Here is a 26,162-nt window from a genome sequence, read left to right as displayed (position 1 = left end):
GGAGAGTGATACCAAGAGTATGGTCGCTTGTATGGCAACGAAGAAGGTAACGGTGACGATTCCCGAGGATCTCCTGGACGAGATCCGTGCGGAGGCGGCAGAACGGGGGATGTCGGCGTATGTCGCCGAGGCGCTGCGCTTCAAGCGCGACCGGGACCGGCTGCGGGAGCTGTCGGACTGGCTGCAGGAGGAACACGGTCCTCTCACCGAGGAAGAGCGCACCACAGCGTTCGAGGAGTTGGAGGGCCTCGACGCCGAGCATGAGCGCCGACGCGCCACCGGAACGCACGGCGCCGGAGAAGCCGCGTGAGGAAGCGGTCCGGCGAACCCGGGCAGCGGCCGCTACGCGTCTTCGTACTCGACTGCGAAGCCCTGTCCCTGGCCGTACGCGGCGACCGGAAGATGATCGCGTGGCTCGACCTCGCAGCCCGGGGTGAAGCCGAGGTGGTCACGTCTCCGATGACGCTGGTCGAGGCGTACGACGGCAGAACCACCGAGCAGCGCTGGGACTGGGTACTCTCCCGGCTCGAAGTCGCTGACATCGGGAAGGACGAGGCCCGCCAGGCCCGCCGCCTGCTGGCGGATGCCGATCTGCACGGCCACAAGTACGCGATCGACGCGATACTCGCCGTCATCGCGCGCCGGCAGAAGGGGCAGGTCACCGTCTTCACCTCGGATGTGGACGACCTGGAGAGGTTGGTTCCGGAGTCGATCGTCGTCAAGAAGGCATGACCGGCCTCCGGTCTCAGTTCTGTATTGCCATCAAGGCCCGCGAAGGCGCGGGTGCGCGCTGGGCACGAGGGGCAGGCGACGCACGCACGGACTGCCTCCTCCTGGCGGCCCCTTCGGCGTTGACCAACTGCTGACCGGTGCTCAGATCTGCACCACGTGCACGTCCTGGGCGAGTGCCTTCAGATAGGCGGCGAGGTCCGCCGGATCCCTGGTGAAGACCACGGCACTGCCGTGTCGGGCGGCTGTGATGGCCACCAGGGCGTCCACAGCGTCCGGCCGCTTCTTCGGGGACAGCTCTGCTGAGCCGAGCGCGCTCCCGATGCGTTGCCATTCGGTGATGTCCCGACCGGTGGCGCACCCGACGCATGCCCTCTGCCCCACGCCGGTGGGGCGCATGGCTGGGGCCGACCTACGAGCCTGAGGCATTGTGCAATCCTTCATCAGCCCGGCCAGGGCATGCATCGTGGCGGGACTGGGCCGCCCGAGGAGCTGGGGGCGGGCGTCGGCCAGTACCGGCGGCTGACCGCTCACCTCATGCGGCGGTCACCGGCGAGCACGTCGGAGTCGGCGACGAGGACGTCCGTCTCCGTCGTGACGCGGATGCGCTGCCCCGTGGCCGCCGACAGGGAGCGCACGGTGGGAGCGACGCCGTCCCAGGTGCCGTGCGCGTAGCCGTACGCCGTCCGCCTGTCGAGGATGCGGGACACCTCCTGGCGGCCTGCCTTGGCGGATTCCCGCACCTGACTGTCGGCCTGCCGGAGCGTGAGCCACGCGGTCGCCGCGGTCGCGGCCATCGCCACCAGCAGGAGCACCCCGAGCACGCGCAGACGAAAGCTCGCCACCCGGTCCCCGAACCCTGCGAGCCCTGCGAGCCCTGCGAGCCCTGCGGCAGGTCCTCCTCGGTGCTGCGTGCGGTGAGGAGCAGGATGGGCACCTGCGACTCGGCGTGCAGGACGCGGCAGACGTCGAGTCCGTCGACGTGCGGCATCATCACGTCGAGCACGATGAGGTCGGGCCGCGACGACCGGCCTGTCCGGTCCCGTTCCCGGTCCCGGCCGCCTCCACCGTGCTCCCTCCGCCTTCGCCCTGATCCCGGGCGCCCTCGGCGACCGTCACCGTCGTGCGCCCCCTCCCCTGAGCCGTTCCGGCAGTTCTCGGAAATTACCGGGAAACCGCGCGGCGCGGTGTCGAGAACCGTTGCCCCGCTCCGACGTCCCCTGTGAGAGTCGCCCCACGAGGGGCGCCAGGGAGACAGGACAGAGGGAGCGGAACCATGAAGTACCTGGTGATGGTGCAGGGCTCGCAGGCCGATTACGAAGCGATGCGCGGGAAGGGGACCGCCGGCAATCCGGCCTGGAACGAGAAGGACGTACAGGCCATGTTCGCGTTCATGGGCGGGATCAACGACGATCTCGCCGAGACCGGAGAGCTCATCGACGCCCAGGGTCTGGTCGAACCGGCGAAGACCCGGTGCGTCACCGCGGGCGAGGACGGCCGGCCGGTGATCACCGACGGTCCTTACGGGGAGACGAAGGAACTGCTCGCCGGGTACTGGGTGCTCGAATGCGAGAGCCTGGAGCGGGTCACCGAGATCGCCGCGCGCGTCACCCGGTGTCCGGCGCCCGCCGGTGCGCCCGTCCGACCGGTGGTCATCCGGCCCATCGACGGCGGCGGAGGCGATGTGTGAGGCGTACGACCGAGGTCGAGGACCTGCTGCGGCTGCACGCCCCGCAGGTCCTCGGCGCGCTCGTGCGGCGGTACGGGCACTTCGACCCGGCCGAGGACGCGGTGCAGGAAGCCCTGATCGCCGCCGCCGGGCAGTGGCCGCAACAGGGGGTGCCGGACAATCCGCGCGGCTGGCTGATCAGGGTGGCCTCCCGGCGGCTCGTGGACCGGCTCCGCGGCGACGCCGCCCGGCGCGCCCGTGAGGAGGCGGCGGCCGCGCTCACACCGCGGGACGCCTTCACCGCGCCGCCGCCCGACGAGCCCGTGCCGGGCGGCGGCCGGGCGCCGTCCGAGGACGACACCCTCACCCTGCTCTTCCTGTGCTGCCATCCGGACCTGGCCCCGGCCGCGCAGGTCGCCCTGACCCTGCGGGCCGTCGGCGGACTGACCACGGCCGAGATCGCCCGGGCGCATCTGGTGCCGGAGGCGACCATGGCCCAGCGGATCAGCCGGGCGAAGCGGAAGATCCGGGGCGCCGCCTTCGTCCAGCCGGTCCCCGCCGACCGGGACGGACGGCTCGCAGCCGTGCTCCAGGTGCTCTACCTGATCTTCAACGAGGGCTACACGGCGACCTCGGGGCGTTCTCTGCACCGCGCGGGCCTCGCCCGGGAGGCGATCCGGCTGACCCGCTCGGTCCGCCGGCTGCTGCCCCGGGACGGTGCGGTGACGGGGCTGCTCGCGCTGATGCTGCTGACCGACGCCCGCAGCGCCGCGCGCACCGGCCCGCACGGCGAGCTGATCCCGCTCGACGAGCAGGACCGCGCCCGCTGGGACCGGGCGGCCGTCACGGAGGGCCTCGCCCTGGTCGAGGAGGCACTGGGCGAGGGGCCGGCCGGCCCGTACCAGGTGCAGGCGGCCATCGCGGCACTGCACGACGAGGCGGCCCGCGCCGAGGACACCGACTGGCCGCAGATCCTGGCGCTGTACGACGTCCTCGTGCAGATCGCCCCCGAGCCGATGGCCGAACTGAGCCGGGCCGTCGCCGTCGCCATGGTCCACGGGCCGCGGGCCGGGCTGGCCGAGGTGGACACCCTCGCGGACCGGCTGGCGGGCCACCACCGGCTGGACGCCGTCCGCGCCCACCTGCTCGAACGGGCCGGTGACACGGAGGGCGCCCGGGCCGCCTACCGCTCGGCCGCCTCCGGGACCCTGAGCCTCCCGGAAGCCCGCTATCTGCACAGCCGCGCGGACCGCCTCGACGGCTGAGGCGGCCCCGTACACCCCCTCTGCTCCCGGGTTCCCGGGCCCGAAGCGGCAACCGGAAGCGCGAAGCAGGAGAAAAAGAGGGCGGAAAGCAGCCGGGAACGTCGGCAAACGGCTGCAAACAGCCGCACCGGCGGTGGTTTCACTGGCCGTCGCACCCCCGGATCGCAATCATCGGCTCCATGACCAACAGCAACAAGGGCCAGAACATCACCCTCCGGATCGCTCAGCAGCCGGAGGCGGACGAGCTTCTCGCGCGCAGCCCGCTCGCCGCCCTCGTAGGCATGCTGCTGGACCAGCAGGTGCCGATGGAGTGGGCGTTCTCCGGCCCGTACGCGCTGGCGCAGCGGATGGGCGGCGACGACCTGGACGCCCATGAGATCGCCGCGTACGACCCTGAGGCCTTCACCGAACTCTTCAACGCCAAGCCCGCTCTGCACCGCTACCCGGGCTCGATGGCCAAGCGGGTGCAGCAGCTGTGCCAGTACCTGGTGGCGCAGTACGACGGTAAGGCGAGCGCGGTGTGGACCGAGGCCACCACCGGGGCGGACCTGCGGAAACGGCTCAACGCCCTGCCCGGGTTCGGCACCCAGAAGGCGCAGATCTTCCTCGCCCTGCTCGGCAAGCAGTTCGGTGTCCGGCCGCCGGGCTGGCGGGAGGCGGCCGGGCCGTACGGGGAGGCGGGCTCGCACCGCTCGGTCGCCGACATCACCGGGCCCGAGTCGCTCGCCGAGGTCCGTGCCTTCAAGCAGGAGGCCAAGCAGGCCGCCAAGGCGGAGAAGGCGGCTGCCAAGGGCAGGTGAGCCCGCCCCGGGGCCGGGGCGGGGGCCGGGGCCGGGCCGGGGCCGGGGCCGGGGCCGTCGGCGTTCCGTCGTCCGCGGCGGGCCGCACCGCTGTACCCGGGTGCGGTCCGCCCGGCCACGGACGCCGTCTCCCTCTCCCGACCGGCCCCGCCGACCGTTTCGGCGCGGTCCGCCGCGACGCGTCCGGTGCCGCGCTCGGCTCCTCGTACGCCCGCTCGCGGCCCGCAGCCCGCACACGGCGTCCGTACAGCGGGACCCGAATTCCGGAATGCACGCCTATATGCCTCCTCGGCTGGCAGCGCAGTCCCCGTCCATGGCTGCGCCCGGACGCTCTTGACCGGTAGGCTTTCCGTGTGATCTTCAAGCGCATCGGAAATGGGAAGCCTTATCCCGACCACGGCCGGGAAAGCACCCGCCAGTGGGCGGATGTCGCGCCGCGCCCGGTCCGCCTCGACCAGCTCGTGACCACCAAGGGCCAGCTGGACCTCGAAACGCTCCTCGCCGAGGACTCCACGTTCTACGGCGACCTCTTCGCGCACGTCGTGAAGTGGCAGGGCGACCTCTATCTGGAGGACGGTCTGCACCGCGCGGTCCGCGCCGCGCTCCAGCAGCGCCAGGTGCTGCACGCCCGCGTGCTCGACATGGGCTGAGACGGACGCGGGAGCGGTCTGTTCGACCCCGGCGGGGTTCGTTCGGGTGCTTTAGCACTCGGACGGGTGCGATCCGCCGATCATCAAATAGTCATCATCAGCAGGTCGCACTACGCTGCGCCCATGAGCATGCTCACTCCCCCCGGCATGGGCGGAAAGTACCGCATCACGGGTGACAAGTACCCGCGCATGCGGCGTCCCCGCCGCCGCAGCAGACTGGTCTTCGCGTCCATCGCCTCCGTGGTCGCCCTCGGGCTGGCCGGATGGGGCACGCTGCAGCTCATCGACGTCTTCACGGGCGGCGACAAGCAGGCAAGCGCTGCCGACCGCAAGGCCGACTGCCCGACCGCCAAGCCGTCCGCGCCCGCGAAGATCCTGCCGAAGCCCACGAAGATCACGGTCAACGTCTACAACGCGACCCCGCGTGGTGGACTGGCCAAGGCGGCGGCCGACGAGCTGAAGAAGCGCGGCTTCACCATCGGCAAGGTGGGCAACGCCCCCGCCGCGTACGACAAGAAGGTCGCCGGCACCGGCTTGCTGCTGGGCGCTCCGGCCGCGGTCAACGGCACGTTCCCGGTACTCGGCACCCAGTTGCCGGGTGCGGCGACGAAGACCGACGCCCGTAAGGGTGCGGACGTCGATCTGATCATCGGTACGCGGTTCAAGGCGTTCAGCCCGCCGCAGGCTGCCGCCACCGCGCTGACCGCCCTGACGAAGCCGGCCCCGGCGCCGTCCTCCTGCTGAGGACCGCGCGGGGCGGGCGGACCACGGAACACGGACGGCCGGGGCGCTCCACGAGCACCCCGGCCGTCCTCCGGTCCCCGGGTTCCTAGTCGACGGTGCCGTACATCCGGTCCCCGGCGTCCCCGAGGCCCGGCACGATGTAGCCGTCGTCGTTGAGCCGCTCGTCGACCGAGGCGGTCACCACGGTCACCGGCGTCCCCGCCAGCTCGCGCTCCATCACCTCGACGCCCTCGGGCGCCGCGAGCAGCACGACCGCGGTGACGTCGTCCGCACCGCGCTTGATCAGCTCCTGGATGGCCGCGACCAGCGTGCCGCCGGTGGCGAGCATCGGGTCCAGGACGTACACCTGGCGGCCCGAGAGGTCCTCCGGCATACGGGTCGCGTACGTGGACGCCTGGAGCGTCTCCTCGTCGCGGATCATGCCCAGGAAGCCCACCTCGGCGGTCGGCAGCAGCCGCACCATGCCGTCGAGCATGCCGAGGCCGGCCCGCAGGATCGGCACGACCAGGGGCCGCGGGTACGACAGCTTCACGCCGGTGGTGGGTGTCACCGGGGTCTCGATGTCGACCTGTTCGGTGCGCACATCGCGGGTGGCCTCGTACGCGAGCAGGGTGACCAGCTCGTCGGCGAGGCGCCGGAAGGTCGGGGAATCGGTGCGCTTGTCGCGCAGGGTGGTGAGTTTGTGCGCGACCAGAGGGTGGTCGACGACGTGGATCCGCATGGCACCCACAGTAGCCGCGCCTCCCGCACCCGTGCGCTGGCATCATCCGCACGTTCGGGGGGAAGGTGGGGGCATACGGAGCCAGCCTTGGGGTGATGAGCCGATGCCGGACGGGGCGGAGCAGGAGCGGGACGGCCCGGGCCCGCACGCCGCGCAGGAGGAGCAGGACGCGCCGGAGACCGACGCGCAGCGCCGCAGGCGGCGCGCCCAGTTCCTCCGCGAGCTTCACGAGGCCAAGGCGCTCCGCGACCGGGTCCAGCCGCGCCGCGTCAAAGCCGCCAGAATGCGCCAGGCCATGCGGATGCGGACGTTTCGCTGGTAGCCGTCCGGCCTGCGGAAGAACCCCCAGGTGGCGGCGTCCGGCAGAACTGATGGCCGACGCAACGGCCGAACTGCTCTCCTGAAGCCGTGGTTTCTGCCACGATTCGATGGGCGGGACGCAGGGCAGCCGGACCACCGACTGCCTCCCGCCGGACCGACACACCCAGGGTCTTTCGTTGGGACCGGACCCCGCTCCTTGATCCGGCCTGATCCGAACGAGAGCCTCTCAGACCAGTGGGAGAGTCACGGTGTACTTCGCCGCACTGCTCGCGCGCACCGAAGACGGGTGGGAAGCGAGCGACACGGAGCTCGACGATGTGGAGACCCTGTCGGATCTGACGGATCTGGCCCGCGAGGCCTCGGTGGACGAGGACACGGTCCTCGTCTTCATCGAGCAGGAGGACGCCTGGTTCGGCGTCGTCCGGGTGGACGGTGAGGAGGACCCGCGGATCTACGTCTCCAACGCCTCCGCCGCCGCCCGCTCCTCGTACGGGGAGATCCTGCTCACCGATGAACTGCTCGGCCGCGAACCCGGGGCCGAGGACTCGATCGCCGCCCTCGAAGAGCTCGTCGGCCTCGACGGTACGGAGGACGGCGACACCGAAACCGTCGGTCCTTCCGCCCTCGAGGACGACGACGGGCCGGACCCGGACGCCGTACCGGCGGGTCCGCTCGGTGACACCGGGGTGCTGTCCGACCTCGGGCTCGCCGAGGCGGAGCTGCTGATGCTGAGGACGGACGCCCTGGCCGAGATCGCGGACGCGCTGGGGGCGGCCGAGGTCCTGGAGACCGTCCGTTAGGGTCCGCGGGTGACCGAAGCACCGCACCCGCACGACCCGTCCCCAGCGTCGTACCCCGTGCACGATCCCCTACGGGACCCGTGGCGGGCGCCCATGCGCCACGCCCTGGACGAGGCCGGCCGGGCGGCGGCGGCCGGCGATGTGCCGGTCGGCGCCGTCGTCCTGGCCCCGGACGGCACCCTGCTCGCCACGGGCCACAACGAACGCGAGGCGACGGGCGACCCGACCGCGCACGCCGAGGTCCTCGCCCTGCGCCGGGCCGCCGCCGTCCTCGGCGAGTGGCGGCTTTCCGGGTGCACCCTCGTGGTCACCCTGGAGCCGTGCACCATGTGCGCGGGCGCCCTGGTCCAGTCCCGCGTGGGCCGGGTCGTCTACGGCGCCCGGGACGAGAAGGCCGGAGCCGCCGGCTCCCTCTGGGACGTCGTACGGGACCGCCGGCTCAACCACCGCCCCGAGGTGATCCAGGGTGTCCTGGAGGCCGACTGCGCGGCCCTGCTGACGGCCTTCTTCCGCCACCGCTGACCTGCGTTCCGCTCACGTCCGCGGCCTTGCGGGGAATCGGATTTCGACGGACGGCCGAGATGGTCTAAGCTCTCTCTCGGTAGCGTGTCCGAGCGGCCGAAGGAGCTCGCCTCGAAAGCGAGTGTGGGGAAACTCACCGAGGGTTCAAATCCCTCCGCTACCGCCAGATACACCCCCTTTGAACTGCGGGAACGCAGATCGGAGGGGGTGTCTTGCTTGTGCCGCACCGCCCGCTCCACGGACCCCCGGGAGCCGCGTCGGCACCACGGGAGCCGCACCGGCGTACGGGTGCCGCACGGCGCGGGGGCGCTTCCTCGTGAAGGCGTGCGGGCGGGTACGACAGCGGCCCCGGTCCGACGACGGTCGGGCCCGGGGCCGCGTGCGAGCTTCAGGTCGGGGGGAGCGGCATCGGGGGGACAAGCCGCTCCCCCCGATGAGAACGGGCCTCCCGGCCCTCGCCGCGATCGGGGGGAGACGCGACGTGGGCCCCACGAGAGGTCCCGTTCCTCGCCCCTCGGATACCTGCCGGATCCGCTGGGCTCGTTCACCATCCTGCCGCGCCGCAGAAGCCGCGCGGGCGGGCAAAGGGCCCGCATCGGCGGGTCCTTGGTCCTGAAAGACCGCACGAGTGATCGGAAACGACAGGCCGATACGGCCATACGTGCGGATAGACTCGCCCGACTGCACAGGGGATCGAAGGGGAGTCAGGGGCTGATGGTGCAAGCGAAGAAGATCGCTCTCTACTTGATAGTCGTCTTCGTGCTCTACACGATCATCACGTCCCCCGCCCGGGCCGCGGACCTCGTCCAGGTAGGGTTCGAGGGCGTTTCGAGTGCCGCACAGGGCGTCGGCGACTTCATGTCCGAACTGGTGAAGTAGGAGTACCCCCATGATCCGCCATCTGGTCCTGTTCAAGCTGAACGACGGCGTCGAGCGGGACGACCCGCGCGTCGTCGCGGGCGCCGAGGCCTTCCGCGGGCTGGCGGACAAGGTGCCCGGGCTGGAGTTCTGGGAGTGCGCCTGGAACATCACCGACCGGCCGATCGCCTACGACTTCGCCATCAATTCCGCGGTCGCCGACGAGGCCGCACTGAAGAGCTACATCGAGCATCCGGCCCACCAGGCGGCTGCCGGGCAGTGGCGAGAATTCGCCACCTGGGTGATCGCCGACTACCCGTTCTGACGCCTTCGGCCCTGTGAGCCCCCCACCATGACGGTGAGGGGCTTTTCTTTGTGTTTAAACCGATTCAAGGTCAACACGGCGCTATGGGGTGCTTGCACATAGTGGACATGTCTTGTGATGCTATGACCGCTTTTGACGGACGAGTTGACCATAGTTGAACGCGAAGGGGTGGCGTCACCGTGCCGGCCAGTACAGCGCCTCAAATGCCTCCCCAGACCGTCCAGGCCGTCCAGGCCGCCCGGGCGACACCTACGGCGCAGACGTCCCCGGCGTCCCAGACGCCCCAACCCATCCAGTCATCGCAGGCGTCCCGGCCAACCCAGTCACCCCGGCCCCAGACACCGCAGGCCTCTCAGGCACCGCAAGCTCCTCAGACACCGCAGGCTCCTCAGGGCCCTCAGGCTCCCCCCACGCCGCAGACGGCCGAGACGCAGACGATCGAGACCGAGACGCCCGACGACACCGCCACGCCCGCCAGGACGCGGGGCGCCGACACCCGGGCGCTCACCCAGGTGCTGTTCGGCCGGCTCCAGGGGCTGGAGCCCGGCAGCGCGGAGCACGGCCGGGTCCGCGCGGCGCTGATCGAGGCGAACCTGCCCCTCGTGCGGTACGCGGCCGCGCGGTTCCGCAGCCGGAACGAGCCGATGGAGGACGTGGTCCAGGTCGGCACCATCGGCCTGATCAACGCCATCGACCGGTTCGACCCCGAGCGCGGGGTCCAGTTCCCCACCTTCGCGATGCCGACCGTCGTCGGTGAGATCAAGCGGTACTTCCGGGACAACGTGCGCACCGTCCACGTGCCGCGGCGGCTGCACGAGCTGTGGGTCCAGGTCTCCGGCGCCACCGAGGACCTGACGACCGCTCACGGGCGCTCCCCCACCACCGCGGAGATCGCCGAACGGCTGAAGATCTCCGAGGACGAGGTGCTGGCCTGCATCGAGGCGGGCCGTTCCTACCACGCGACCTCGCTCGAAGCCGCCCAGGAGGGCGACGGCCTGCCCGGCCTGCTGGACCGGCTCGGCTACGAGGACCCCGCCCTGGCCGGCGTCGAGCACCGTGACCTGGTCCGCCATCTCCTCGTACAACTGCCCGAACGCGAACAGCGGATCCTGCTGCTGCGCTACTACAGCAATCTGACGCAGTCCCAGATCAGCGCCGAACTGGGTGTCTCCCAGATGCATGTGTCAAGGCTCCTGGCCCGAAGTTTCGCCCGACTTCGATCCGCAAACAGGATCGAAGCGTAACCGGAACGGGTAGACCACCCCCGAGGCGTTCCACGGCGGCCAAAAGCCGCACACCCCTTGTTAACTGCGCAGACTCCCCCTGGACTTGTCGACAAGTCACTACAGCGTGTTGCCGACATGTGACATTCTGCGGAAACCGCGTTTGCCGCAGCCTCCCCTCCGGTATTCAGGTGGAGGCAGCGTTCCTCCGATGGTCGCGGCCACCGCGACCGTCCGCGACCTCAAGGGGGTGGCATGTCCGCAGAACAGGGCAGCTCGAAGGTGCTCACGCTCACCAAGAGCGCACCCGCACCCGTTGTGCTCACCAGCTCGTCGGAAGCCATCGACACCCGTACGCTGTCCCGCTCCCTGTTCCTGCGGCTCGCCGCGCTGGGCCCCGCACCGGGGCCGGAAGGAACGGACACTCCGGAGCGCGCCTATGTGCGGGACACACTCATCGAGCTCAACCTGCCGCTGGTGCGTTACGCCGCGGCGCGGTTCCGCAGCCGCAACGAACCCATGGAGGACATCGTCCAGGTCGGCACGATCGGCCTGATCAAGGCGATCGACCGGTTCGACTGCGAACGCGGCGTGGAGTTCCCGACGTTCGCCATGCCCACCGTCGTCGGCGAGATCAAGCGCTTCTTCCGCGACACCTCGTGGTCGGTACGGGTGCCGCGCCGGCTCCAAGAGCTCCGGCTCGCCCTCACCAAGACCAGCGACGAGCTCGCCCAGAAGCTCGACCGCTCGCCGACCGTTCCGGAGCTGGCCAAGGCGCTCGGGGTCTCCGAGGAGGACGTCGTCGACGGTCTGGCCGTCGGCAACGCCTACACGGCCTCCTCGCTGGACTCGCCGTCCCCCGAGGACGACGGCGGCGAGGGCTCGCTGGCCGACCGGCTGGGCTACGAGGACGCGGCGCTGGAGGGCGTCGAGTACCGCGAGTCCCTGAAGCCGCTGCTGGCCAAACTGCCGCCCCGTGAACGCCAGATCATCATGCTGCGGTTCTTCGCCAACATGACCCAGTCGCAGATCGGCGAGGAGGTCGGCATCTCGCAGATGCACGTGTCCCGGCTGCTGACCCGCACGCTCGCCCAGCTCAGGGAAGGGCTCGTCGCCGACTGACCCGGCGCCCCGCTCCCGGGGGTTCCGATTTGACGGCCCGTCAGACACACTGTCGCGATGCGACGTCAGACATGTGGCTGGCCCGGCCGCCGGGGCACCGCGCTCGTCGCCTCGGCGGCCGTGCTGTGCCTGGGCGGCGCTCTGGCGGGCTGCGGCGGCCCGACGGGTGGCGACGGCTACACGGCGGTCGGCGCGGCGGGAGCGGGCCCAGGACGGACACCCTCGGGTGCGCCCTCGGGGAAGGTCACGCTGGTCCCCCTGGACGGGGCCGGGGACGGAGGGCGGTCGGGCGCCTCGCCCTCGCCGGGGCGCTCCTCCGGTCCCTTCGCCGAGGCCGGCGGAGCGGATAGCGGTACGGGCGCTTCCGGTGGCGCCGGAGGGGACGCGGCGCGGCCGGGTGCCTCCGGGGGCCCGGTACCGGGCTCGGGCTCATCGGCCGGCGCGACTTCGAACAGCCCACCCCCGAGCGGTGCCGGCACGACGGGCGGCTCGGGATCCGCAGGCGGCTCGGGCACGACGGGCGGCTCGGGATCCGTAGGTGGCTCGGGCACGACGGGCGGTTCCGGAGCGACGGGCGGCTCCACCGGGCCCGCGTCTCCGTCCGCGCCCGGCTCCCCCGCTCCCGGCGGGGCCCCCGTACTGGTGGTCGCCGCCCCCGTACGCGCGGCGGCGGACGAGCGGTGGTGCGAGAAGGTGACCGTGGAGTTCCGTAACACGGGAGGCTCCCCCGCCCGATCGGGCACCGTCACCTTCGCCACCCACATCATCGGCGGGCTGGGAGTCGACTGGGCGACCCGGGAATCGACAGCGCCGCTGCCCGTGCCGATCGGCGCGGGAGCGGCGCGGAAGATGACGTACACCGTCTGTGTGGACGCCTGGCGGGTGCCCCTGGGCATGCATGTCGAGACCCGGGACGTGACCGCCGTCTGGAAGTGACGGGTGGCGGGAGAGCTGCCGGAGGGCCGGTCAGCCGAGCGCGAGCCAGGCGACCGCGCCGAGCACGACGATCACCGCGACGACCGCGGCGATCAGCCCGGTCCTCGGTCCGGACGACACGGCGGCGGGCTGCTGCCGGCGCTGCGGCTCGCCCTCGTCGACGAAGGCGCGGAACATCTGGGTGTTGCCTGCCGGGTCACCGGTGCCCTCGGGACCCTGGGGTGCGTGGGGATTGTGTGCCATGTCGCAGGACCCTAGCGAACTCGGCGCAACGGCCCAACCCCCGGGGCGGTGAAGGCATGCGGCCATCACCGGGGAACCGGTGAAGGAGAAGTGCCGACGGCGCGCGGCCCACCGCACCGCGCGTACGGCGCGCATCCCGGCCGCAGGCGGCCCGTTCGCGTCACACGCGATCAACCCTGGTTCCTGCGAGGCGAGTTGGGGTTGTCGTCCGGGCGCCCTGCTCACCCGCTCCCGTATATATGCGCGAAGGGCGACCGCTCCCGGCCTCGACGCCGCGAAGTCGGGGGGTAAGGCCCGGGAGCCGGTCCCGAGCCCTCACCTCCCCGGTCCCCGCAGTGGCGCACGCCACACGAGACCCTCGCACCCCGCACATGCTGCGGGTTTGACCCGCCCCCTACGGAGGCTTTTGCGTTCCTTTACTTCTGCAAGCCCCTCTACGTTTGCCTGCAGCAACCAACGGCTTCTATGGTTGCCCTAAGCAACAAGATGACCGGTGAGATGTCTGGGGGTCCCGTGGCCGCACGGAGTCAGTACGAAGAACTGGCCCGGCAGCTCAGCGCGGTCGGCGCCGTGAAACGGGGCCTGGCCCGCATCCTCCCCCCCGAATGCCCGGGTGGCTCGGCGGCCGTACTGGCCCTGCTGAGTCAGCACGGCGAGATACGGATCAGCAGACTGGCCGAGCTCCTCGCCGTCGACATGTCGGTGACCAGCCGACACGTCGCTCATGTGGCGGAACGCGGCTGGATCGAGCGGTCCCCGGACCCGGCGGACAAGCGCTCCCGCATCCTGCGGCTGACGCCCGCGGGCGAGGGAGTGCTCAAGGAGCTGAACTGCCGGACGACCGAGATGTTCGCCCACAATCTCCAGGAATGGTCCGACGACGAGGTCGGACAGCTCAACACGTTGCTGGCCCGGCTGCGCGACAGCTTCTCCTGTCGCGGTTCCGGCGGGTGCGCCCCCGGAAAGCACAGCGGCGACTGCCGCTCCCGGCCCACCGACAGCAACGACGGCTCGTACACCCGTACACCCGTGTAACAGAAGCAAAGAGAAGGACTTAAATGGCTACGACCACACCAACCGGTGTGCGGGGCGGCCACGCCAAGCACGGGGGTCACGACTCCTCCGACGGCGCGCCGATGTCACACCGGCAGATCATGGAAGCACTCGCCGGGCTGCTGCTCGGCATGTTCGTCGCGATCCTGTCGTCCACCGTCGTCTCCAACGCCCTGCCGGAGATCATCTCCGACCTCGGCGGCGGCCAGAGCGCCTACACGTGGGTCGTCACGGCCTCGCTGCTGGCGATGACGGCGACCACCCCCCTGTGGGGCAAGCTCTCCGACCTGTTCAGCAAGAAGCTGCTGGTCCAGATAGCGCTCGTCATCTACGTCGCGGGCTCCGTCGTCGCCGGTCTGTCGACCAGCAGCGGCATGCTGATCGTCTGCCGCGTGGTGCAGGGCATCGGCGTCGGCGGTCTCTCCGCGCTCGCCCAGATCGTGATGGCCGCGATGATCGCCCCGCGCGAGCGGGGTCGCTACAGCGGCTACATCGGCGCGGTCTTCGCCGTCGCCACCGTCGGCGGCCCGCTGCTCGGCGGTGTCATCACCGACACCAGCTGGATGGGCTGGCGCTGGTGCTTCTACGTCGGCGTGCCGTTCGCGGTCATCGCCCTGGTCGTGCTGCAGAAGACCCTGAAGCTCCCGGTCGTCAAGCGCGAGGTCAAGGTCGACTGGACCGGCGCCTTCTTCATCAGCGCCGCCGTCTCCCTGCTGCTGCTCTGGGTGACCTTCGCGGGCGACAAGTACGACTGGATGTCCTGGCAGACCGGCGTGATGCTCGCGGGTTCCGTGATCCTCGCGCTGCTCTTCGTCTTCACCGAGTCCCGGGCCAGCGAGCCGATCATCCCGCTGCGGCTGTTCCGCAACCGCACCATCACGCTCGCCTCGCTCGCCTCGCTGTTCGTCGGTGTCGCGATGTTCGCCGGCACGGTCTTCTTCAGCCAGTACTTCCAGCTGGCACGCGGCAAGTCGCCGACGATGTCCGGTGTGATGACGATCCCGATGATCACGGGTCTGTTCCTCTCCTCCACCATCTCGGGCCAGATCATCACCAAGACGGGCCGCTGGAAGGCCTGGCTGGTCAGCGGTGGCTTCCTGGTCACGGCAGGCCTCGGCCTGCTCGGCACGATCCGCTACGACACGACGTACTGGCACATCGCGATCTACATGTTCGTGATGGGTCTCGGCATCGGCATGATGATGCAGAACCTCGTGCTCGCCACGCAGAACCAGGTCGACCCCTCGGACCTCGGCTCGGCCAGCTCCGTCGTCACCTTCTTCCGTTCCCTCGGTGGTGCCATCGGTGTCTCGGCACTGGGCGCCGTCATGGCGAACCGCGTCACCCACTACGTCAAGGACGGCCTGGCGGACCTCGGCCCGCAGGGCGCGGCCCTGGGCCACGGCGGCACCGGCGGCGGGGGCATCCCCGACCTGGACAAGCTGCCCCCGCCCTTCCGTACGGTCGTCGAGGCCGCCTACGGTCACGGTGTCGGTGACGTCTTCCTGTACGCCGCTCCGGCCGCGCTCGTCGCCTTCCTGATCACGATCTTCATCAAGGAGGTCGCGCTCAAGTCGAACGCCGCTAAGGACGTCCCCGCCGCCGAGACGGCGGAGCTCGCGGAGGTCCCGTCCGGCGCCCCCGCGCTCGCCTCCGAGGCGACGGCCGGGATCATCCCGGTCGACACCACGAAGGCCGCCCCCGTGGCGACCGCGCAGGGCACGGCCGTACGCGGTGTGGTGCGCGGCGCCGAGGGCGCACCCGTCGCCCAGGCCGCCGTCACGCTGATCTCGCTGGGAGGCCGGCAGCTGGGCATCTCGGCCGCCCAGGCCGACGGCAGCTACGGCCTGGACGCCCCGGGCGCCGGTTCGTACGTGCTGATCGCCTCGGCCGACGGCTTCCAGCCGCAGGCGTCCACCGTGGTCGTCGGCGACGAGCCGCTCACGTACGACATCCTGCTCGCCGGTACCAGCGGCCTGGCCGGGGCCGTGCGCGCCGCCGAGGACGGTGCGCCGGTCGAGGGCGCCATGGTCATCGTGACCGATGTGCGCGGCGACGTGCTGGCCACCGGCAAGTCCGGTGCGGCGGGCGAGTTCACCTTCGGTGAGCTGGTCCCCGGTGCGGTGACCGTCGCCGTCAACGCGGCCGGCTTCCGTCCGCTGGCGCTGCCGGTGGAGATCGGCGGCCAGGGTGTCACCCGGGTCGACGCGGCGCTGGAGTCCGGTGCGCTGGTGCGGGGTGTCGTGCGGGCCGGCTCCGACCGGCGCCCGCTGCCCGACGCCCGCGTCACGCTGGTCGACGCGGCCGGCAACGTGATCGCCACCTCGACGACCGGGGACGACGGGGCGTACGCCTTCGCCGACCTGGACGCGGGCGAGTACTCGGTCATCGCGACCGGTTACCCGCCGGTGGCCGGCTCCCTGACCGTGGCCGGTCGCGGGGTCGACGGCCACGACATCGAGCTCGCCCACCCGGGCGAGTAACCGGTCCGGGGACACCCGGACACGTAAGACCCCTGGCGGGACGGCACTTCGAGCGGAGAGTCTGTCCAGGCCGGCGGAAAATGGGCCCCGGCGGTGGGGACGGCAGGCAGGGGACGGCCTGCCGTCCCCGCCCCGGGGCCCGACTCATTGAGTGACCCGTTCCCCGAGTGGGCGGGGCATTGAGCAAGGAGAGAAAACGGGATGGGACTTCGCGCACAGGTACGCACGCGGGACGGCTGGGCCGTCCAGCACGCGGTCGTGACGGTCACCGACATGGCCGGTACGCAGGTGCTGCGGGCCGCCGCCGACGAGGACGGGGCGGTGCGCACCGACGCGACTCTGTCCGCCGGCGCGTACACCGTGATCGTGACGGCGGTCGGGTACGCCCCCGCCGCCTCCACCGCCCTCGTCACGGCGAGCGGCCGGGTCGAGGCCGGCACGGTGGTGCTGGCCCGCCAGGGCGGCGTGGAGCTGCCGCCGCCGGGCGCCTGGTCGCTGGACCCGGTGCACTCCTCGGTGGCCGCGGTCGCTCAGCACCTGGGGATCTCCAGCGTGCACGGCCGGTTCACCGATTTCAGCGGCCGCATCGAGATCGCCGAGGACATCCAGTTCTCCCGCGTGGACGCGGTCATCAACGCGGCGAGCATCGACACCGGCAACGGCATGCGGGACAAGCATCTGCGCTCGCCCGACTTCCTCGACACCGAGCGGTTCCCCGACATCACCTACCGCTCCAGCGGACTGACTCCGACCGGCCCCGACCGCTGGACCGTGCACGGCGAGCTGTCGCTGCACGGCGTGGAACGTCCGGTCGACCTGGACCTCAGCTACCTGGGCACCGGCCCCGACCCGTGGGGCGGCGTCCGCGCGGCGTTCCGTGCCACGGCCGAACTGCGCCGCGACGACTTCGCCATGAACTACAACCAGGTGGTCCAGGCGGGCATCTCGGCGATCGGCACGACGCTGCGGGTGAAGCTCGACATCCAGGCCGTGCAGGGCGATTCCCTCCCGGCCGCCTGACCGCACGGTCGTAGGGTCTGTTCCATGGCATCGAACATCGCGACCAACACCGCTGTGGAACTGGACGACCTGCTGGCGTTCGTACGGCCCCGGCACCGGGCGATCCTGCTGACCACCCGGTCCGACGGCCGCCCCCAGGGCTCCCCGCTCACCTGCGGCGTCGACGACGCGGGCCGGATCGTCGTCTCGACGTACCCCGAACGCGCCAAGACCCGCAACGCCAAGCGCGACGAGCGGGTGAGCGTGATCGTCCTGTCGGACGAGTGGAACGGGCCCTGGGTCCAGATCGACGGATCGGCCGAGGTGATCGACTCACCGGACTCGGTCGAGCCGCTCGTCGAGTACTTCCGGAACATCTCGGGGGAGCACCCCGACTGGGACGAGTACCGGGCGGCGATGGTGAAGCAGGGCAAGTCGATCATCAGGATCACCCCCGAGCGGTGGGGTCCGGTCGCCACCGGCGGCTTCCCCGCGCACCTGGCCCCGGGCAGCTGACCGGTGGCCGTCCCGCTGCCCCCGCCCGAACTCCTCGCCCGGGCCCGGCTGCTGGCCGGGCCCGAGGTCGGCTCCGCGTCGGCGAAGGCCCTGGAGCGGGCCGCCGGGCGCCCGGTGGAGCGCGGCGGCCCGGCGGACGGCGGCCCCTTCGTGTACGTGGGGGCCGCGCTGCCCGAGGCGCTGCGCGGGGACGGGCTGGTGTGGTTCCACAGCGTGAACGCCGGTACGGACGCCCTGCTCGGCGCCGGGCCGTGGCCCGCCGGGGCGCTGCTCACCCGGACGGTGGGCCGGATGGGCGAGCGGATCGCGCAGTACGTCCTGGCGTGGGTGCTGGCCGAGTGCCAGTCCGTCCCGGAGTTCGCCGCACAGCACGCCCGCGCGGAATGGCGCCGCATCCCCTCGGAACTCGTCGCCGGACAGACGGCCGTGGTGCACGGCACCGGCCGGATCGGTTCGGCCGTCGCCGGGCTTCTGCGGTCGTGCGGCATCCGGACGGTGGGCGTGGCCCGCACCCCGCGCGCCGTCCCGCCGGGCTTCGACGCGGTGGTCGCGGCGGACGAACCGGTGGCGGCCCGCTGGGTGGTGGCCGCGCTCCCGCTGACGGAGGCGACGGCCGGGTACTTCGGGGCGGACCGGTTCGCGGCCATGGGCGGGGCGACCTTCGTGAACGTGGGGCGCGGTGCGACCGTGGATCTGGTGGCGCTGGAGTCGGCGCTGCGCGCGGGATCGGTGGGGCGGGCGGTGCTCGACGTGCTGCCCGAGGAGCCCGCCGCGCCCGGCGACCCCTGCTGGCGCCTGCCCCGTACGGTGATCACCTCGCACTCCGCGGGGATCACGGCGGACGACGACGTCGTCACGGACTTCGCGGCCTGTCTGCGAGACCTGGCGGCGGGGCGGCGGCCCGCGCTGGCCGTGGACACGGCCCGCGGTTACTGACCGCGGGCCCGCAACGCCCCGGCGGGCTCAGGGTCCCTGACGCGCCCTCGGGCCGCAAAGGGCCCGCCGTCGGACCGGGGACGGAACGCCCCCGCGCTCACGGCCGGCCGGCCTCGTCCGCGGCTCCCGCCCCCTCCTCCCGCCCGGCGCGCTCGCGCATCGCGTCGATGCCCGCGATGAGCAGGTCGAGCGCGAAGGCGAAGTCCCGCTCGTGCATCTCCTGGACGGTGTCGGCGCCCCGCGCCGCGATGAGGTCCTGCGAACTCTCCACGATGTCGCCGAGTTGCGGCTGGTCCTGGATGGCTGACATGGCCTGCTGGAAGTACTCGTCCTGGGTGAGCCCCGCCTCGGCGCTGCGCTGCGCGAACTGGCCCTCGACGGTGCCGAATCCGTACACGAACTGGAAGACCGCGGAGAGGGCTCCGGTCTGCTGCCGCATCGGCAGACCGGTCGCGCGGATTACGTCCTGGATGGCGTAGGACATGAGCATCGCGTGCGGGCCCATGTTGAGGAACTTCCCGACGAGCGGTGAGACCCAGACGTGCCGCACCAGCAGCTCCCGGTACGCGGTCGCCAGCGCGCGCAGCCGGACCTCCCAGGGCGCTTCCTCCCGCGGGGGGTCGATCTCGCTGTAGACCGCGTCGAGGGCCAGCTCCAGCAGGTCGTCCTTGGTGTCGACGTACCAGTAGAGGGACATCGCCGTGACGTTCAGCTCGGCGGCAAGCCGGCGCATGGAGAACTTCGCGAGGCCCTCGGCGTCCAGCAGCCGGACCGTCGCCGCGGTGATCCTGTCGCGGTCGAGCCCCGCGGGCTGGTCCGACTTACGGGCGCGCGACGGTGGCCGGTGGTTCAGCCACACGCTGGTCCGGGCAGGGTCCTTCGCGCGGTCGGCCGCGGACACCATGGCGCACTCCCTCGTCTCGCCGGCGGGACACACCGGACGCGTACCACCTGCCCCGGAAGCGGAGCAATACGGTCCGGTAGGTCCCGCCTGATGCTATGCCGCTGCCGCGGCCTGGTCAGCCCGAGCCGATTCTCCTCGCTCCGCCCGGCGCAGCAGGACCGCGGCCAGCAGTCCGCCGGCCAGCACGGCCGCCGCCCCCGCCAGCATGCTGGTCTCCAGACCCGAGGAGAACGCGTCCGTGATCCGCTGCCCCTCCCCGTCACCGCTCGCGGAGGCGAGGGCGGCGGGCAGCGAGGCGGCGCCGACGGCCGACGGGACGAGTGCGGAGAACCGGGAGTTCAGGACCGCACCGAGCACCGCGACCCCGAGGCCGTTCCCGCACTCGGCGAGGGTGCCGTTGACCCCGGCGCCGACGCCGGCCTTCTCGGGCGGGATCGCACTCATGATCGCGTTGGCCATGGCGGGCATGGCGAGCGCGATGCCCGCGCCCATCACGACCAGACCGAGCAGCATGCCGCCGTATCCGTTCCCGCCCAGCAGGGCGATCGCGGCCAGGCCCGCGGCGAGGAGCCCCATCCCGGAGGCGATGGTGACAGGCGTGCCGAGCCTGGGCACCAGCCGTGCGCCGAGCCCGGTGAGGTTGAGGGCGACGACGCTCAGCGCCAGCGGGGCCGTGCGCAGTCCGGCTTCCAGCGGTCCGTAGCCGAGGACGAACTGGAGCTGCTGGGTGAGGAGGAAGAGCGAGCCGCCCATGCCGAACGCGACCAGGATCGCGCCCGCCACCGCGCCGATGAACCGCTCGTTCCGGAAGAAGTGCATGTCCAGCATCGGGGAGGGGACGTGCAGCTCCCACAGCACGAAGCCGGTCAGGACGGCGACCCCGGTGAAGGCCGTCAGCAGCACCCGGCCGGAGGCCCAGCCGTGTGCCGGGCCGGAGATGATCGCGTACACGACCGCGGCCATCCCGACGGTGGAGAGCAGCGCCCCCAGCAGGTCGGGGCGCTCCCCGCCCGGGTTCTTCGACTCCGGGACCAGCCGCGCCACGGCCGCCAGGCCGACCACGGCGACCGGGATGTTGATCAGGAAGATCGCGCCCCACCGGAAGTGGTCGAGCATCACGCCGCCGATCAGCGGTCCCACGGCGAATCCGAGCGAGCTGACGGTCGACCAGATGCCGATCGCCTTCACCCGCTCCGTCTCGTCGAAGATCTGCACGACGACGGCGAGGGTCGTGGTCATCAGCAGCGCTCCGCCGATGCCCATGCCGGCCCGTGCGGCGATGAGCTGGCCGGACGACTGGGCGAGCCCCGCCGCCAGCGAGCCGATGCCGAACAGGGCGAGGCCTGTGATCAGCATCTTCTTGCGGCCGTAGCGGTCGGCGGAGCTGCCCGCGGTCAGCAGCAGCCCGGACTGGACCAGCGAGTAGGCGTTGATCATCCACTGCACATCGGCGGTGGAGGCGTCCAGCTCCCGGGTGAGGGAGGGGATCGCGACGTTGAGGACGGTGTTGTCCAGCAGCACGGTGAGCTGGGCGAGGCAGATGACACCGAGGATCAGCCAGCGCTGCGGGTGGCTCGGCGCCGCGAGGCGGTTCGGCTCGGCGGAGGTCGCCGTCATACGGACTCCCAGGCGTTCGGTCGGGGTGGTGCCGGGCAAGGTCTTATACGGTGTACGAGGAATTTCCTGTACACCGTATGGCTAGCGCTTCCCGGCGTTCAACCGATTTCCCCGCGGGCGAGGGCGTAGGGTGCCGATCGCTGATCCGACAAGGACTGGAGTGGTATGTCACTGCGTCGTCGTACGGTGGAAGTCCTGCTGGCCGCAGGCCTGTTGGGGACGGCACTCGCGCCTCCCGCGGCAGCCGCGGGGCACGGCCCGGGGCAGCTGGTGCCCCTGCGCGTGGCCACGTACAACATCCATGCGGGGGCCGGCATGGACAACCTCTTCGATCTCGACCGGCAGGTGGCCGAGCTCCGCTCGCTGGACGCGGATGTGATCGGGCTCCAGGAGGTCGACGTCCACTGGGGCGACCGCAGCCAGGGGCGGGACCTGGCGGCCGAACTGGCCGAGCGGCTCGGCATGCGGGTGTCGTTCGCCCCGATCTACAGCCTGGACCCGGTGGCCCCGGGGGCCCCGAGGCGCGAGTTCGGCGTCGCGGTGCTGTCCCGGTACCGGATCGTGAGCGCCGAGAACCACGCCCTCACCCGGCTCTCCACCCAGGACCCGAACCCGGTCCCGGCGCCCGCGCCCGGTTTCGGCGAGGTGGTGCTGCGGGTGAAGGGGGTGCCCGTGCACGTGTACGCGACGCACCTCGACTACCGCGGTGACCCGTCCGTCCGCATCGCCCAGGTGGCCGACACGCGCCGGATCATGGCCGAGGACCAGACCTCGGAGCGGCGGCCGGTGCACCAGATCCTGCTGGGCGACTTCAACGCGGGCCCGGCCGCGCCGGAACTGGCCCCGCTGTGGGAGACGCTCGACGACGCCGAGCCCGGCGGCCTCACCTACCCGGCGCTGAATCCGGTGCAGCGGATCGACTACGTGGCGGTCTCCAAGGGCACCGTGCGGGTGCGCGACGCGGCGGTGGCCGAGACGCTCGCCTCGGACCACCGCCCCGTCGTCGCGGACCTGTTGCTGCGCCGCTAGTGCCGCGTCAGTCAAGGTTTGCCCGTGAAGGAGCGGCGTCAGGTGCGTGCTCTCGGCGTGCCGGCCGGAAGTCCTCGTACTGGACGTACTAGGGCTTTCGGCTGGTGCGGCGAGAGTGCGTGCATGGCGTCGCGACGGGGCGAACCTTGGCTGACGCGGCACTAGCCGCAGGCGGTCAGCCGCTCTTCGGCTGGGTCAGGTCGTAGAAGGTCGCGCTGCCGGCCGTGACCTCCTTGAAGTTCTCCTCCACCCACGAGGAGATCTGTGCCGAGGCCCCGCTGCCGCCCATGCCGCCGCCCTGGCCGCCGGAGATGAAGTAGTGGATCCGTCCGTCCTCGACGTACTCCTTGAACCGGGAGAGCGTCGGGGACGGGTCGCTCCCGTTGAAGCCGCCGATCGCCATCACGGGGTCGCCGGTGGAGAGCTGGTAACTGGCGGCGTTCTGCGAGCCGATGGCCGCCGCGGCCCAGGTGTAGTCGTCGGCGTCCTCCGCCAGGAGCTTCTTGGCCTCGGCGCCGACGGACGCCCCGTTGAGCAGACCGCCCATACCGCCACCGCCGCGTCCGCCTCCGAAGCCCTCGCCCATGCCGGGCATCGCCCCGGGCAGCTGGCCGTTCTGCGAGCTGCCCGGCCGGCCCTGGGCCTGTCCCTGGCCGGGCATGGTGCCGGTCGGAGGCTGCCCCGTGCCACCGCCTCGCTGATTGCCCTGGCCGGGCGGCTGCATACCGCCGCCACCGGGTCCGCCCCGGCCGCCCATCCCGCCGGGGCCGCCCATCCCGCCGGCGGACGGGCCCGCGGTGACGATCGAGCCCTGGTGCCCCGTGTTCAACGTGCTCACGGTGTACGCGGCCGGCCCGGCCAGTGACGCGGCGAGGCCCAGCCCCACGGCGACGAGCGCCGGCCGGCGGCCCAGCCGGGACACGAGCAGCAGGCCCAGCGCGCCGACGATGCCGGTGACGAGCACGGCCCGGCGCAGCCACGGCTGGTAGTCCGGGGTCCGCCCCAGCAGCACGTACGCCCAGTACGCCGTCACGGCCACCGTGACGCCGAGCGCGGCCCCGGCCCACCAGCGGGACCGCTCCTCCCACAGCACCGTGGCGCCCATGCCGATCAGCGCCGCGAGGTAGGGGGCCAGGGCCACCGTGTAGTACTGGTGGAAGATGCCGGCCATGAAGCTGAACACGGCAGCGGTCATCAGCAGGGAGCTGCCCCAGGCGAGGAAGGCCGCCCGGGCCGTGTCGGTACTCCCCCAGCGCTTGATGCCTGGGAGGTGCCCCCCTGCCCGCCAGGTCAGCCACACGCCCGCGACCAGCAGGATCAGCGCGGCGGGCAGCAGCCAGGAGATCTGGCTGCCGATCTCGGAGTTGAACATCCGGCCGATGCCGGTCTCGCCCCACTGACCGCCGGACCCGCCGCCCGGACCGCCTCCGCCGCCGACGCTACCGGTCTCCTCGCCGTTGATCCGGCCGAGACCGTTGTAACCGAAGGTCAGCTCCAGGAACGAGTTGTTCTGCGAACCGCCGATGTACGGCCGCGAGGAGGCGGGCCACAGTTCGACGATCGCCACCCACCAGCCGCCGGCCAGGACCATCGCCAGGGCCGCGAGGCCCAGCTGGCCGAACCGCTTGCGTAGGGAGACCGGCGCGAACACCGCGTACAGCACGGCCAGCGGAGGCAGGATCAGGAACGCCTGCAGGGTCTTGGACAGGAACGCCAGACCCACCGCGACGCCCGCCCACACCAGCCACGTGGTGCGGCCGTTCTCCATCGCGCGCAGCACGCAGTAGACGGTGACGGTCATCAGCAGCGCGAGCAGCGCGTCCGGGTTGTTGAACCGGAACATCAGCGCGGCGACGGGCGTGAGCGCGAACACCGCCATCGTGATCAGGCCCGCACCGGCGCTGAACCGGCGGCGTACGGAGGCGTAGAGCACCCCGGCCGTCGCCGCGCCCATCAGCACCTGCGGGGCCAGGATCGCCCAGGAGCTCAGGCCGAGGATCCGCACCGACAGCGCCATCGGCCAGAGCGTGGCCGGGGGCTTGTCGACCGTGATGGCGTTGGCCGAGTCCAGCGAGCCGAAGAAGAACGCCTTCCAGCTCTGGCTGCCGGCCTGCACGGCCGCGGAGTAGAAGGAGTTGGCGTAACCGGAGGCGCTGAGGTTCCACAGGTAGGCCAGCGTGATGACCAGCAGCATGCCGAGGAAGGCCGGGCGCGCCCAGCGGGGGTCCTCGGGCCGGCCGCGCCACAGGCGGTGCGCCGGTGAGGCGCCGGGGTGTGCGGGACCGGCGGGCGGGGGTGCGTCCGGCGGGGCCGGGAGGCGGTCGGGGTGGAGCGTGGTCATCGGGCGTTCCTCAGTTCGTGGTGGGTGTCGTCGGCCGGAGCGGCGGCCGGGCGGGGCGCCGGGGCATCCGCCGGGCGGGCCGTGTCACCGCCCCGGTCGCGGTCCGGGAAGACCCAGGCGCGGAAGAGCAGGAACCGCAGCACCGTCGCCGCGAGATTGGCCGCGATCAGCACGGCGAGTTCGGTGCCGTGCGAGGGCGAGCCGGACGCCGCCCCGAGCGCGGCCAGCGAGCCGCTGGTCAGCACGAGGCCGATGGCGAAGACCACGAGCCCCTGCGCCTGGTGGCGGACGGCGCCGCCCCGGCCGCGTACCCCGAAGGTGAGCCTCCGGTTCGCTGCCGTGTTGGCGACGGCCGACACCAGCAGGGCGCCGCCGTTGGCAATCTGGGGGCCGACGCCCTGCCGGAAGAGCGAGTACAGGACCAGGTAGAAGAGCGTCGAGAGGGCCCCCACGACGCAGAAGCCGACCAGCTGCCGGGCCAGCCCGCCCGGCACCCCGCCGATGCCGCGGTCGCGCGGGTCGTCACCGAAGGGCCGCGCCAGCCGGTCCAGCGGCAGCGCGCCGACGGCCAGCGCGCGTCCCACCCGCCACACGCCCTTGAGGTCCTCGGTGGCGGTCCGCACGATGTGGACCGTCGAGTCCGGGTCGTCGACCCAGTCGACCGGCACCTCGTGGATGCGCAGCCCGGCCCGCTCGGCCAGCACCAGCATCTCGGTGTCGAAGAACCACCCGGTGTCCTCGACCATCGGCAGCAGCCGCTGCGCGACCTCCCGCCGGATCGCCTTGAACCCGCACTGCGCGTCGCTGAACCGGGCGGACAGCGACGAGCGCAGGATGATGTTGTAGGCCCGCGAGATGAACTCCCGCTTGGTCCCCCGCACCACCCGCGAAGTGCGCGCGAGCCGCGAGCCGATGGCCAGGTCCGAGTGTCCGGAGATCAGCGGCGCGACCAGCGGGAGCAGCGCGTTCAGATCGGTGGACAGGTCCACGTCCATGTAGGCGAGGACCGGGGCGTCGGAGTGCGACCAGACGGTGCGCAGCGCCCGCCCGCGGCCCTTCTCCTCCAGCCGGTACGCGCGCACCTCCGGCAGCGAGCGGGCCAGCCGCCGTGCCACCTCCGGGGTCCGGTCGGTGCTCGCGTTGTCCGCGACGGTGATCCGGAAGGCGTAGGGGAAGGTCCGTGCGAGATGGTCGTGCAGCCGCAGCACGCACGGCTCCAGATCCTTCTCCTCGTTGTAGACGGGGACCACCACATCGAGTACGGGGGCACCGGCCGCATCGCCCGCGCCGGCCAGGAGGTGGTCCCGGGCCGGCAAGGTGCTCCAAGGAGTGTCGGTTCGCATGAGGTCGACACTC

At 71.8% G+C, this 26,162-nt stretch carries 29 protein-coding genes, 1 tRNA gene and 1 pseudogene; 22 read left to right on the top strand and 9 right to left on the bottom strand.

What is annotated here, in order from left to right:
• Nucleotides 1–31: 31 nt before the first annotated feature.
• The gene (locus tag ABZ454_RS02530; protein WP_173314244.1) at nt 32–310 is read left to right on the top strand and encodes a CopG family transcriptional regulator; all 279 of its coding nucleotides are present in this window, start codon (nt 32–34) and stop codon (nt 308–310) included.
• Nucleotides 307–732: a PIN domain-containing protein gene (locus ABZ454_RS02525; protein WP_359535718.1), complete on the top strand. Its 426-nt coding sequence runs from the start codon at nt 307–309 to the stop codon at nt 730–732. The genes ABZ454_RS02530 and ABZ454_RS02525 overlap by 4 nt, the downstream gene beginning before the upstream one ends.
• A 141-nt stretch (nt 733–873) precedes the next feature.
• Here ABZ454_RS02525 and ABZ454_RS02520 read toward each other — a convergent pair whose 3' ends face one another.
• The 3 genes and pseudogenes from ABZ454_RS02520 to ABZ454_RS02510 form a co-directional block, all read right to left on the bottom strand.
• Nucleotides 874–1,128 carry a hypothetical protein gene (locus ABZ454_RS02520; protein ID WP_359535717.1) on the bottom strand — a complete coding sequence of 85 codons (255 nt, stop codon included), beginning with the start codon at nt 1,126–1,128 and terminating at the stop codon, nt 874–876.
• A 131-nt stretch (nt 1,129–1,259) separates the two neighbouring features.
• Nucleotides 1,260–1,574: a hypothetical protein gene (locus tag ABZ454_RS02515; protein WP_359535716.1), complete on the bottom strand. Its 315-nt coding sequence runs from the start codon at nt 1,572–1,574 to the stop codon at nt 1,260–1,262.
• A 47-nt stretch (nt 1,575–1,621) separates the two neighbouring features.
• Nucleotides 1,622–1,759, bottom strand: a pseudogene (locus tag ABZ454_RS02510) (response regulator); the annotation flags it as partial.
• A gap of 246 nt (nt 1,760–2,005) precedes the next feature.
• Between ABZ454_RS02510 and ABZ454_RS02505 the strand changes: the two are divergent.
• The 5 genes from ABZ454_RS02505 (at nt 2,006) to ABZ454_RS02485 (ending at nt 5,857) form a co-directional block, all read left to right on the top strand.
• The gene (locus ABZ454_RS02505) at nt 2,006–2,419 is read left to right on the top strand and encodes a YciI family protein (protein ID WP_356319186.1); all 414 of its coding nucleotides are present in this window, start codon (nt 2,006–2,008) and stop codon (nt 2,417–2,419) included.
• Nucleotides 2,416–3,663 (top strand): DUF6596 domain-containing protein, encoded by a 1,248-nt coding sequence (locus ABZ454_RS02500; RefSeq protein WP_359535715.1) that lies wholly within the window; start codon nt 2,416–2,418, stop codon nt 3,661–3,663. The genes ABZ454_RS02505 and ABZ454_RS02500 overlap by 4 nt, the downstream gene beginning before the upstream one ends.
• 179 nt (nt 3,664–3,842) lie before the next feature.
• Entirely contained in the window at nt 3,843–4,463 is a 621-nt protein-coding gene (locus tag ABZ454_RS02495; protein ID WP_359535714.1) for an HhH-GPD-type base excision DNA repair protein, read from the top strand.
• 353 nt (nt 4,464–4,816) lie between these two features.
• Nucleotides 4,817–5,113 (top strand): type II toxin-antitoxin system VapB family antitoxin, encoded by a 297-nt coding sequence (locus tag ABZ454_RS02490; protein ID WP_007446323.1) that lies wholly within the window; start codon nt 4,817–4,819, stop codon nt 5,111–5,113.
• A gap of 147 nt (nt 5,114–5,260) precedes the next feature.
• Nucleotides 5,261–5,857, top strand: a complete 597-nt coding sequence (locus ABZ454_RS02485; RefSeq protein ID WP_356319224.1) for a LytR C-terminal domain-containing protein — start codon at nt 5,261–5,263, stop codon at nt 5,855–5,857.
• Between the two features lie 85 nt (nt 5,858–5,942).
• Here the strand turns inward: ABZ454_RS02485 and upp are convergent, their stop codons facing one another.
• Nucleotides 5,943–6,578 (bottom strand): uracil phosphoribosyltransferase, encoded by a 636-nt coding sequence (upp, locus tag ABZ454_RS02480; RefSeq protein WP_356319183.1) that lies wholly within the window; start codon nt 6,576–6,578, stop codon nt 5,943–5,945.
• A 103-nt stretch (nt 6,579–6,681) separates the two neighbouring features.
• Between upp and ABZ454_RS02475 the strand changes: the two genes are divergently transcribed.
• The 9 genes from ABZ454_RS02475 (at nt 6,682) to ABZ454_RS02435 (ending at nt 12,685) form a co-directional block, all read left to right on the top strand.
• Entirely contained in the window at nt 6,682–6,900 is a 219-nt protein-coding gene (locus tag ABZ454_RS02475; protein ID WP_359535713.1) for a hypothetical protein, read from the top strand.
• 247 nt (nt 6,901–7,147) lie between these two features.
• Nucleotides 7,148–7,699 carry a hypothetical protein gene (locus ABZ454_RS02470; RefSeq protein WP_359535712.1) on the top strand — a complete coding sequence of 184 codons (552 nt, stop codon included), beginning with the start codon at nt 7,148–7,150 and terminating at the stop codon, nt 7,697–7,699.
• Between the two features lie 93 nt (nt 7,700–7,792).
• Nucleotides 7,793–8,221 (top strand): tRNA adenosine(34) deaminase TadA, encoded by a 429-nt coding sequence (tadA, locus tag ABZ454_RS02465; protein WP_359535751.1) that lies wholly within the window; start codon nt 7,793–7,795, stop codon nt 8,219–8,221.
• A gap of 78 nt (nt 8,222–8,299) precedes the next feature.
• Nucleotides 8,300–8,387 (top strand) — tRNA-Ser (locus ABZ454_RS02460).
• Nucleotides 8,388–8,935: 548 nt separating this feature from the next.
• A complete protein-coding gene (locus tag ABZ454_RS02455) occupies nt 8,936–9,100 on the top strand; it encodes a hypothetical protein (RefSeq protein ID WP_164494166.1) in 165 nt (54 codons plus the stop codon).
• A 10-nt stretch (nt 9,101–9,110) separates the two neighbouring features.
• Complete coding sequence (locus tag ABZ454_RS02450; RefSeq protein ID WP_326737522.1) at nt 9,111–9,404, top strand: Dabb family protein; 294 nt, start codon at nt 9,111–9,113, stop codon at nt 9,402–9,404.
• A gap of 203 nt (nt 9,405–9,607) precedes the next feature.
• On the top strand, nt 9,608–10,648 hold the full coding sequence (locus tag ABZ454_RS02445; protein ID WP_359535711.1) for a SigB/SigF/SigG family RNA polymerase sigma factor: 1,041 nt from the start codon (nt 9,608–9,610) through the stop codon (nt 10,646–10,648).
• Between the two features lie 234 nt (nt 10,649–10,882).
• Nucleotides 10,883–11,749 (top strand): RNA polymerase sigma factor SigF, encoded by an 867-nt coding sequence (locus ABZ454_RS02440; RefSeq protein ID WP_356319178.1) that lies wholly within the window; start codon nt 10,883–10,885, stop codon nt 11,747–11,749.
• Nucleotides 11,750–11,806: 57 nt separating this feature from the next.
• The gene (locus ABZ454_RS02435) at nt 11,807–12,685 is read left to right on the top strand and encodes a hypothetical protein (protein ID WP_359535710.1); all 879 of its coding nucleotides are present in this window, start codon (nt 11,807–11,809) and stop codon (nt 12,683–12,685) included.
• Nucleotides 12,686–12,715: 30 nt separating this feature from the next.
• Here the strand turns inward: ABZ454_RS02435 and ABZ454_RS02430 are convergent, their stop codons facing one another.
• Nucleotides 12,716–12,928 (bottom strand): hypothetical protein, encoded by a 213-nt coding sequence (locus ABZ454_RS02430; RefSeq protein WP_356319176.1) that lies wholly within the window; start codon nt 12,926–12,928, stop codon nt 12,716–12,718.
• 513 nt (nt 12,929–13,441) lie between these two features.
• Between ABZ454_RS02430 and ABZ454_RS02425 the strand changes: the two genes are divergently transcribed.
• From ABZ454_RS02425 to ABZ454_RS02405, 5 genes are all read left to right on the top strand, one after another.
• On the top strand, nt 13,442–13,963 hold the full coding sequence (locus ABZ454_RS02425) for a MarR family winged helix-turn-helix transcriptional regulator (protein ID WP_356319175.1): 522 nt from the start codon (nt 13,442–13,444) through the stop codon (nt 13,961–13,963).
• Nucleotides 13,964–13,986: 23 nt separating this feature from the next.
• The gene (locus tag ABZ454_RS02420; protein WP_359535709.1) at nt 13,987–16,464 is read left to right on the top strand and encodes an MFS transporter; all 2,478 of its coding nucleotides are present in this window, start codon (nt 13,987–13,989) and stop codon (nt 16,462–16,464) included.
• A gap of 201 nt (nt 16,465–16,665) precedes the next feature.
• Nucleotides 16,666–17,484, top strand: coding sequence for a YceI family protein (locus ABZ454_RS02415; protein ID WP_356319173.1), 819 nt, complete (start codon nt 16,666–16,668; stop codon nt 17,482–17,484).
• Nucleotides 17,485–17,508: 24 nt separating this feature from the next.
• Nucleotides 17,509–17,979 carry a PPOX class F420-dependent oxidoreductase gene (locus tag ABZ454_RS02410; RefSeq protein WP_356319172.1) on the top strand — a complete coding sequence of 157 codons (471 nt, stop codon included), beginning with the start codon at nt 17,509–17,511 and terminating at the stop codon, nt 17,977–17,979.
• A gap of 15 nt (nt 17,980–17,994) precedes the next feature.
• Complete coding sequence (locus tag ABZ454_RS02405; protein WP_359535750.1) at nt 17,995–18,915, top strand: NAD(P)-dependent oxidoreductase; 921 nt, start codon at nt 17,995–17,997, stop codon at nt 18,913–18,915.
• A 97-nt stretch (nt 18,916–19,012) separates the two neighbouring features.
• Here ABZ454_RS02405 and ABZ454_RS02400 read toward each other — a convergent pair whose 3' ends face one another.
• Together ABZ454_RS02400 and ABZ454_RS02395 are read right to left on the bottom strand one after the other, a co-directional pair.
• Nucleotides 19,013–19,819 (bottom strand): TetR/AcrR family transcriptional regulator, encoded by an 807-nt coding sequence (locus tag ABZ454_RS02400; RefSeq protein WP_359535708.1) that lies wholly within the window; start codon nt 19,817–19,819, stop codon nt 19,013–19,015.
• A gap of 93 nt (nt 19,820–19,912) precedes the next feature.
• Complete coding sequence (locus ABZ454_RS02395) at nt 19,913–21,436, bottom strand: MFS transporter (RefSeq protein ID WP_359535707.1); 1,524 nt, start codon at nt 21,434–21,436, stop codon at nt 19,913–19,915.
• A 165-nt stretch (nt 21,437–21,601) separates the two neighbouring features.
• Here ABZ454_RS02395 and ABZ454_RS02390 point away from each other — a divergent pair, with 165 nt between their 5' ends.
• Complete coding sequence (locus tag ABZ454_RS02390; protein WP_359535706.1) at nt 21,602–22,465, top strand: endonuclease/exonuclease/phosphatase family protein; 864 nt, start codon at nt 21,602–21,604, stop codon at nt 22,463–22,465.
• A 175-nt stretch (nt 22,466–22,640) separates the two neighbouring features.
• Here ABZ454_RS02390 and ABZ454_RS02385 read toward each other — a convergent pair whose 3' ends face one another.
• Both ABZ454_RS02385 and ABZ454_RS02380 read right to left on the bottom strand, forming a co-directional pair.
• Nucleotides 22,641–24,806, bottom strand: coding sequence for a glycosyltransferase family 39 protein (locus tag ABZ454_RS02385; protein ID WP_359535705.1), 2,166 nt, complete (start codon nt 24,804–24,806; stop codon nt 22,641–22,643).
• A complete protein-coding gene (locus ABZ454_RS02380; protein WP_359535704.1) occupies nt 24,803–26,149 on the bottom strand; it encodes a bifunctional glycosyltransferase family 2/GtrA family protein in 1,347 nt (448 codons plus the stop codon). Before ABZ454_RS02380 ends, ABZ454_RS02385 begins: the two co-directional genes overlap by 4 nt.
• Nucleotides 26,150–26,162 lie beyond the last annotated feature (13 nt).

The sequence above is a fragment of the Streptomyces sp. NPDC005803 genome, assembly GCF_040630435.1.
Lineage (GTDB): Bacteria > Actinomycetota > Actinomycetes > Streptomycetales > Streptomycetaceae > Streptomyces.
The sequence above is the reverse complement of the archived record's forward strand: the minus strand, read 5'-3'. Positions and strand labels throughout refer to the sequence as shown.

Coding starts and splice junctions, on each gene's coding strand:
- ABZ454_RS02390 (WP_359535706.1), top strand. CDS start 21,602: ATGTCACTGCGTCGTCGTACGGTGGAAGTCCTGCTGGCCGCAGGCCTG.
- ABZ454_RS02520 (WP_359535717.1), bottom strand. CDS start 1,128: ATGCGCCCCACCGGCGTGGGGCAGAGGGCATGCGTCGGGTGCGCCACC.
- tadA (WP_359535751.1), top strand. CDS start 7,793: ATGCGCCACGCCCTGGACGAGGCCGGCCGGGCGGCGGCGGCCGGCGAT.
- ABZ454_RS02440 (WP_356319178.1), top strand. CDS start 10,883: ATGTCCGCAGAACAGGGCAGCTCGAAGGTGCTCACGCTCACCAAGAGC.
- ABZ454_RS02435 (WP_359535710.1), top strand. CDS start 11,807: ATGCGACGTCAGACATGTGGCTGGCCCGGCCGCCGGGGCACCGCGCTC.
- ABZ454_RS02415 (WP_356319173.1), top strand. CDS start 16,666: ATGGGACTTCGCGCACAGGTACGCACGCGGGACGGCTGGGCCGTCCAG.
- ABZ454_RS02380 (WP_359535704.1), bottom strand. CDS start 26,149: ATGCGAACCGACACTCCTTGGAGCACCTTGCCGGCCCGGGACCACCTC.
- ABZ454_RS02450 (WP_326737522.1), top strand. CDS start 9,111: ATGATCCGCCATCTGGTCCTGTTCAAGCTGAACGACGGCGTCGAGCGG.
- ABZ454_RS02420 (WP_359535709.1), top strand. CDS start 13,987: ATGGCTACGACCACACCAACCGGTGTGCGGGGCGGCCACGCCAAGCAC.
- ABZ454_RS02385 (WP_359535705.1), bottom strand. CDS start 24,806: ATGACCACGCTCCACCCCGACCGCCTCCCGGCCCCGCCGGACGCACCC.
- ABZ454_RS02395 (WP_359535707.1), bottom strand. CDS start 21,436: ATGACGGCGACCTCCGCCGAGCCGAACCGCCTCGCGGCGCCGAGCCAC.
- ABZ454_RS02530 (WP_173314244.1), top strand. CDS start 32: ATGGCAACGAAGAAGGTAACGGTGACGATTCCCGAGGATCTCCTGGAC.
- ABZ454_RS02495 (WP_359535714.1), top strand. CDS start 3,843: ATGACCAACAGCAACAAGGGCCAGAACATCACCCTCCGGATCGCTCAG.
- ABZ454_RS02475 (WP_359535713.1), top strand. CDS start 6,682: ATGCCGGACGGGGCGGAGCAGGAGCGGGACGGCCCGGGCCCGCACGCC.
- ABZ454_RS02410 (WP_356319172.1), top strand. CDS start 17,509: ATGGCATCGAACATCGCGACCAACACCGCTGTGGAACTGGACGACCTG.
- ABZ454_RS02455 (WP_164494166.1), top strand. CDS start 8,936: ATGGTGCAAGCGAAGAAGATCGCTCTCTACTTGATAGTCGTCTTCGTG.
- ABZ454_RS02400 (WP_359535708.1), bottom strand. CDS start 19,819: ATGGTGTCCGCGGCCGACCGCGCGAAGGACCCTGCCCGGACCAGCGTG.
- ABZ454_RS02430 (WP_356319176.1), bottom strand. CDS start 12,928: ATGGCACACAATCCCCACGCACCCCAGGGTCCCGAGGGCACCGGTGAC.
- ABZ454_RS02485 (WP_356319224.1), top strand. CDS start 5,261: ATGGGCGGAAAGTACCGCATCACGGGTGACAAGTACCCGCGCATGCGG.
- ABZ454_RS02505 (WP_356319186.1), top strand. CDS start 2,006: ATGAAGTACCTGGTGATGGTGCAGGGCTCGCAGGCCGATTACGAAGCG.
- upp (WP_356319183.1), bottom strand. CDS start 6,578: ATGCGGATCCACGTCGTCGACCACCCTCTGGTCGCGCACAAACTCACC.
- ABZ454_RS02445 (WP_359535711.1), top strand. CDS start 9,608: ATGCCTCCCCAGACCGTCCAGGCCGTCCAGGCCGCCCGGGCGACACCT.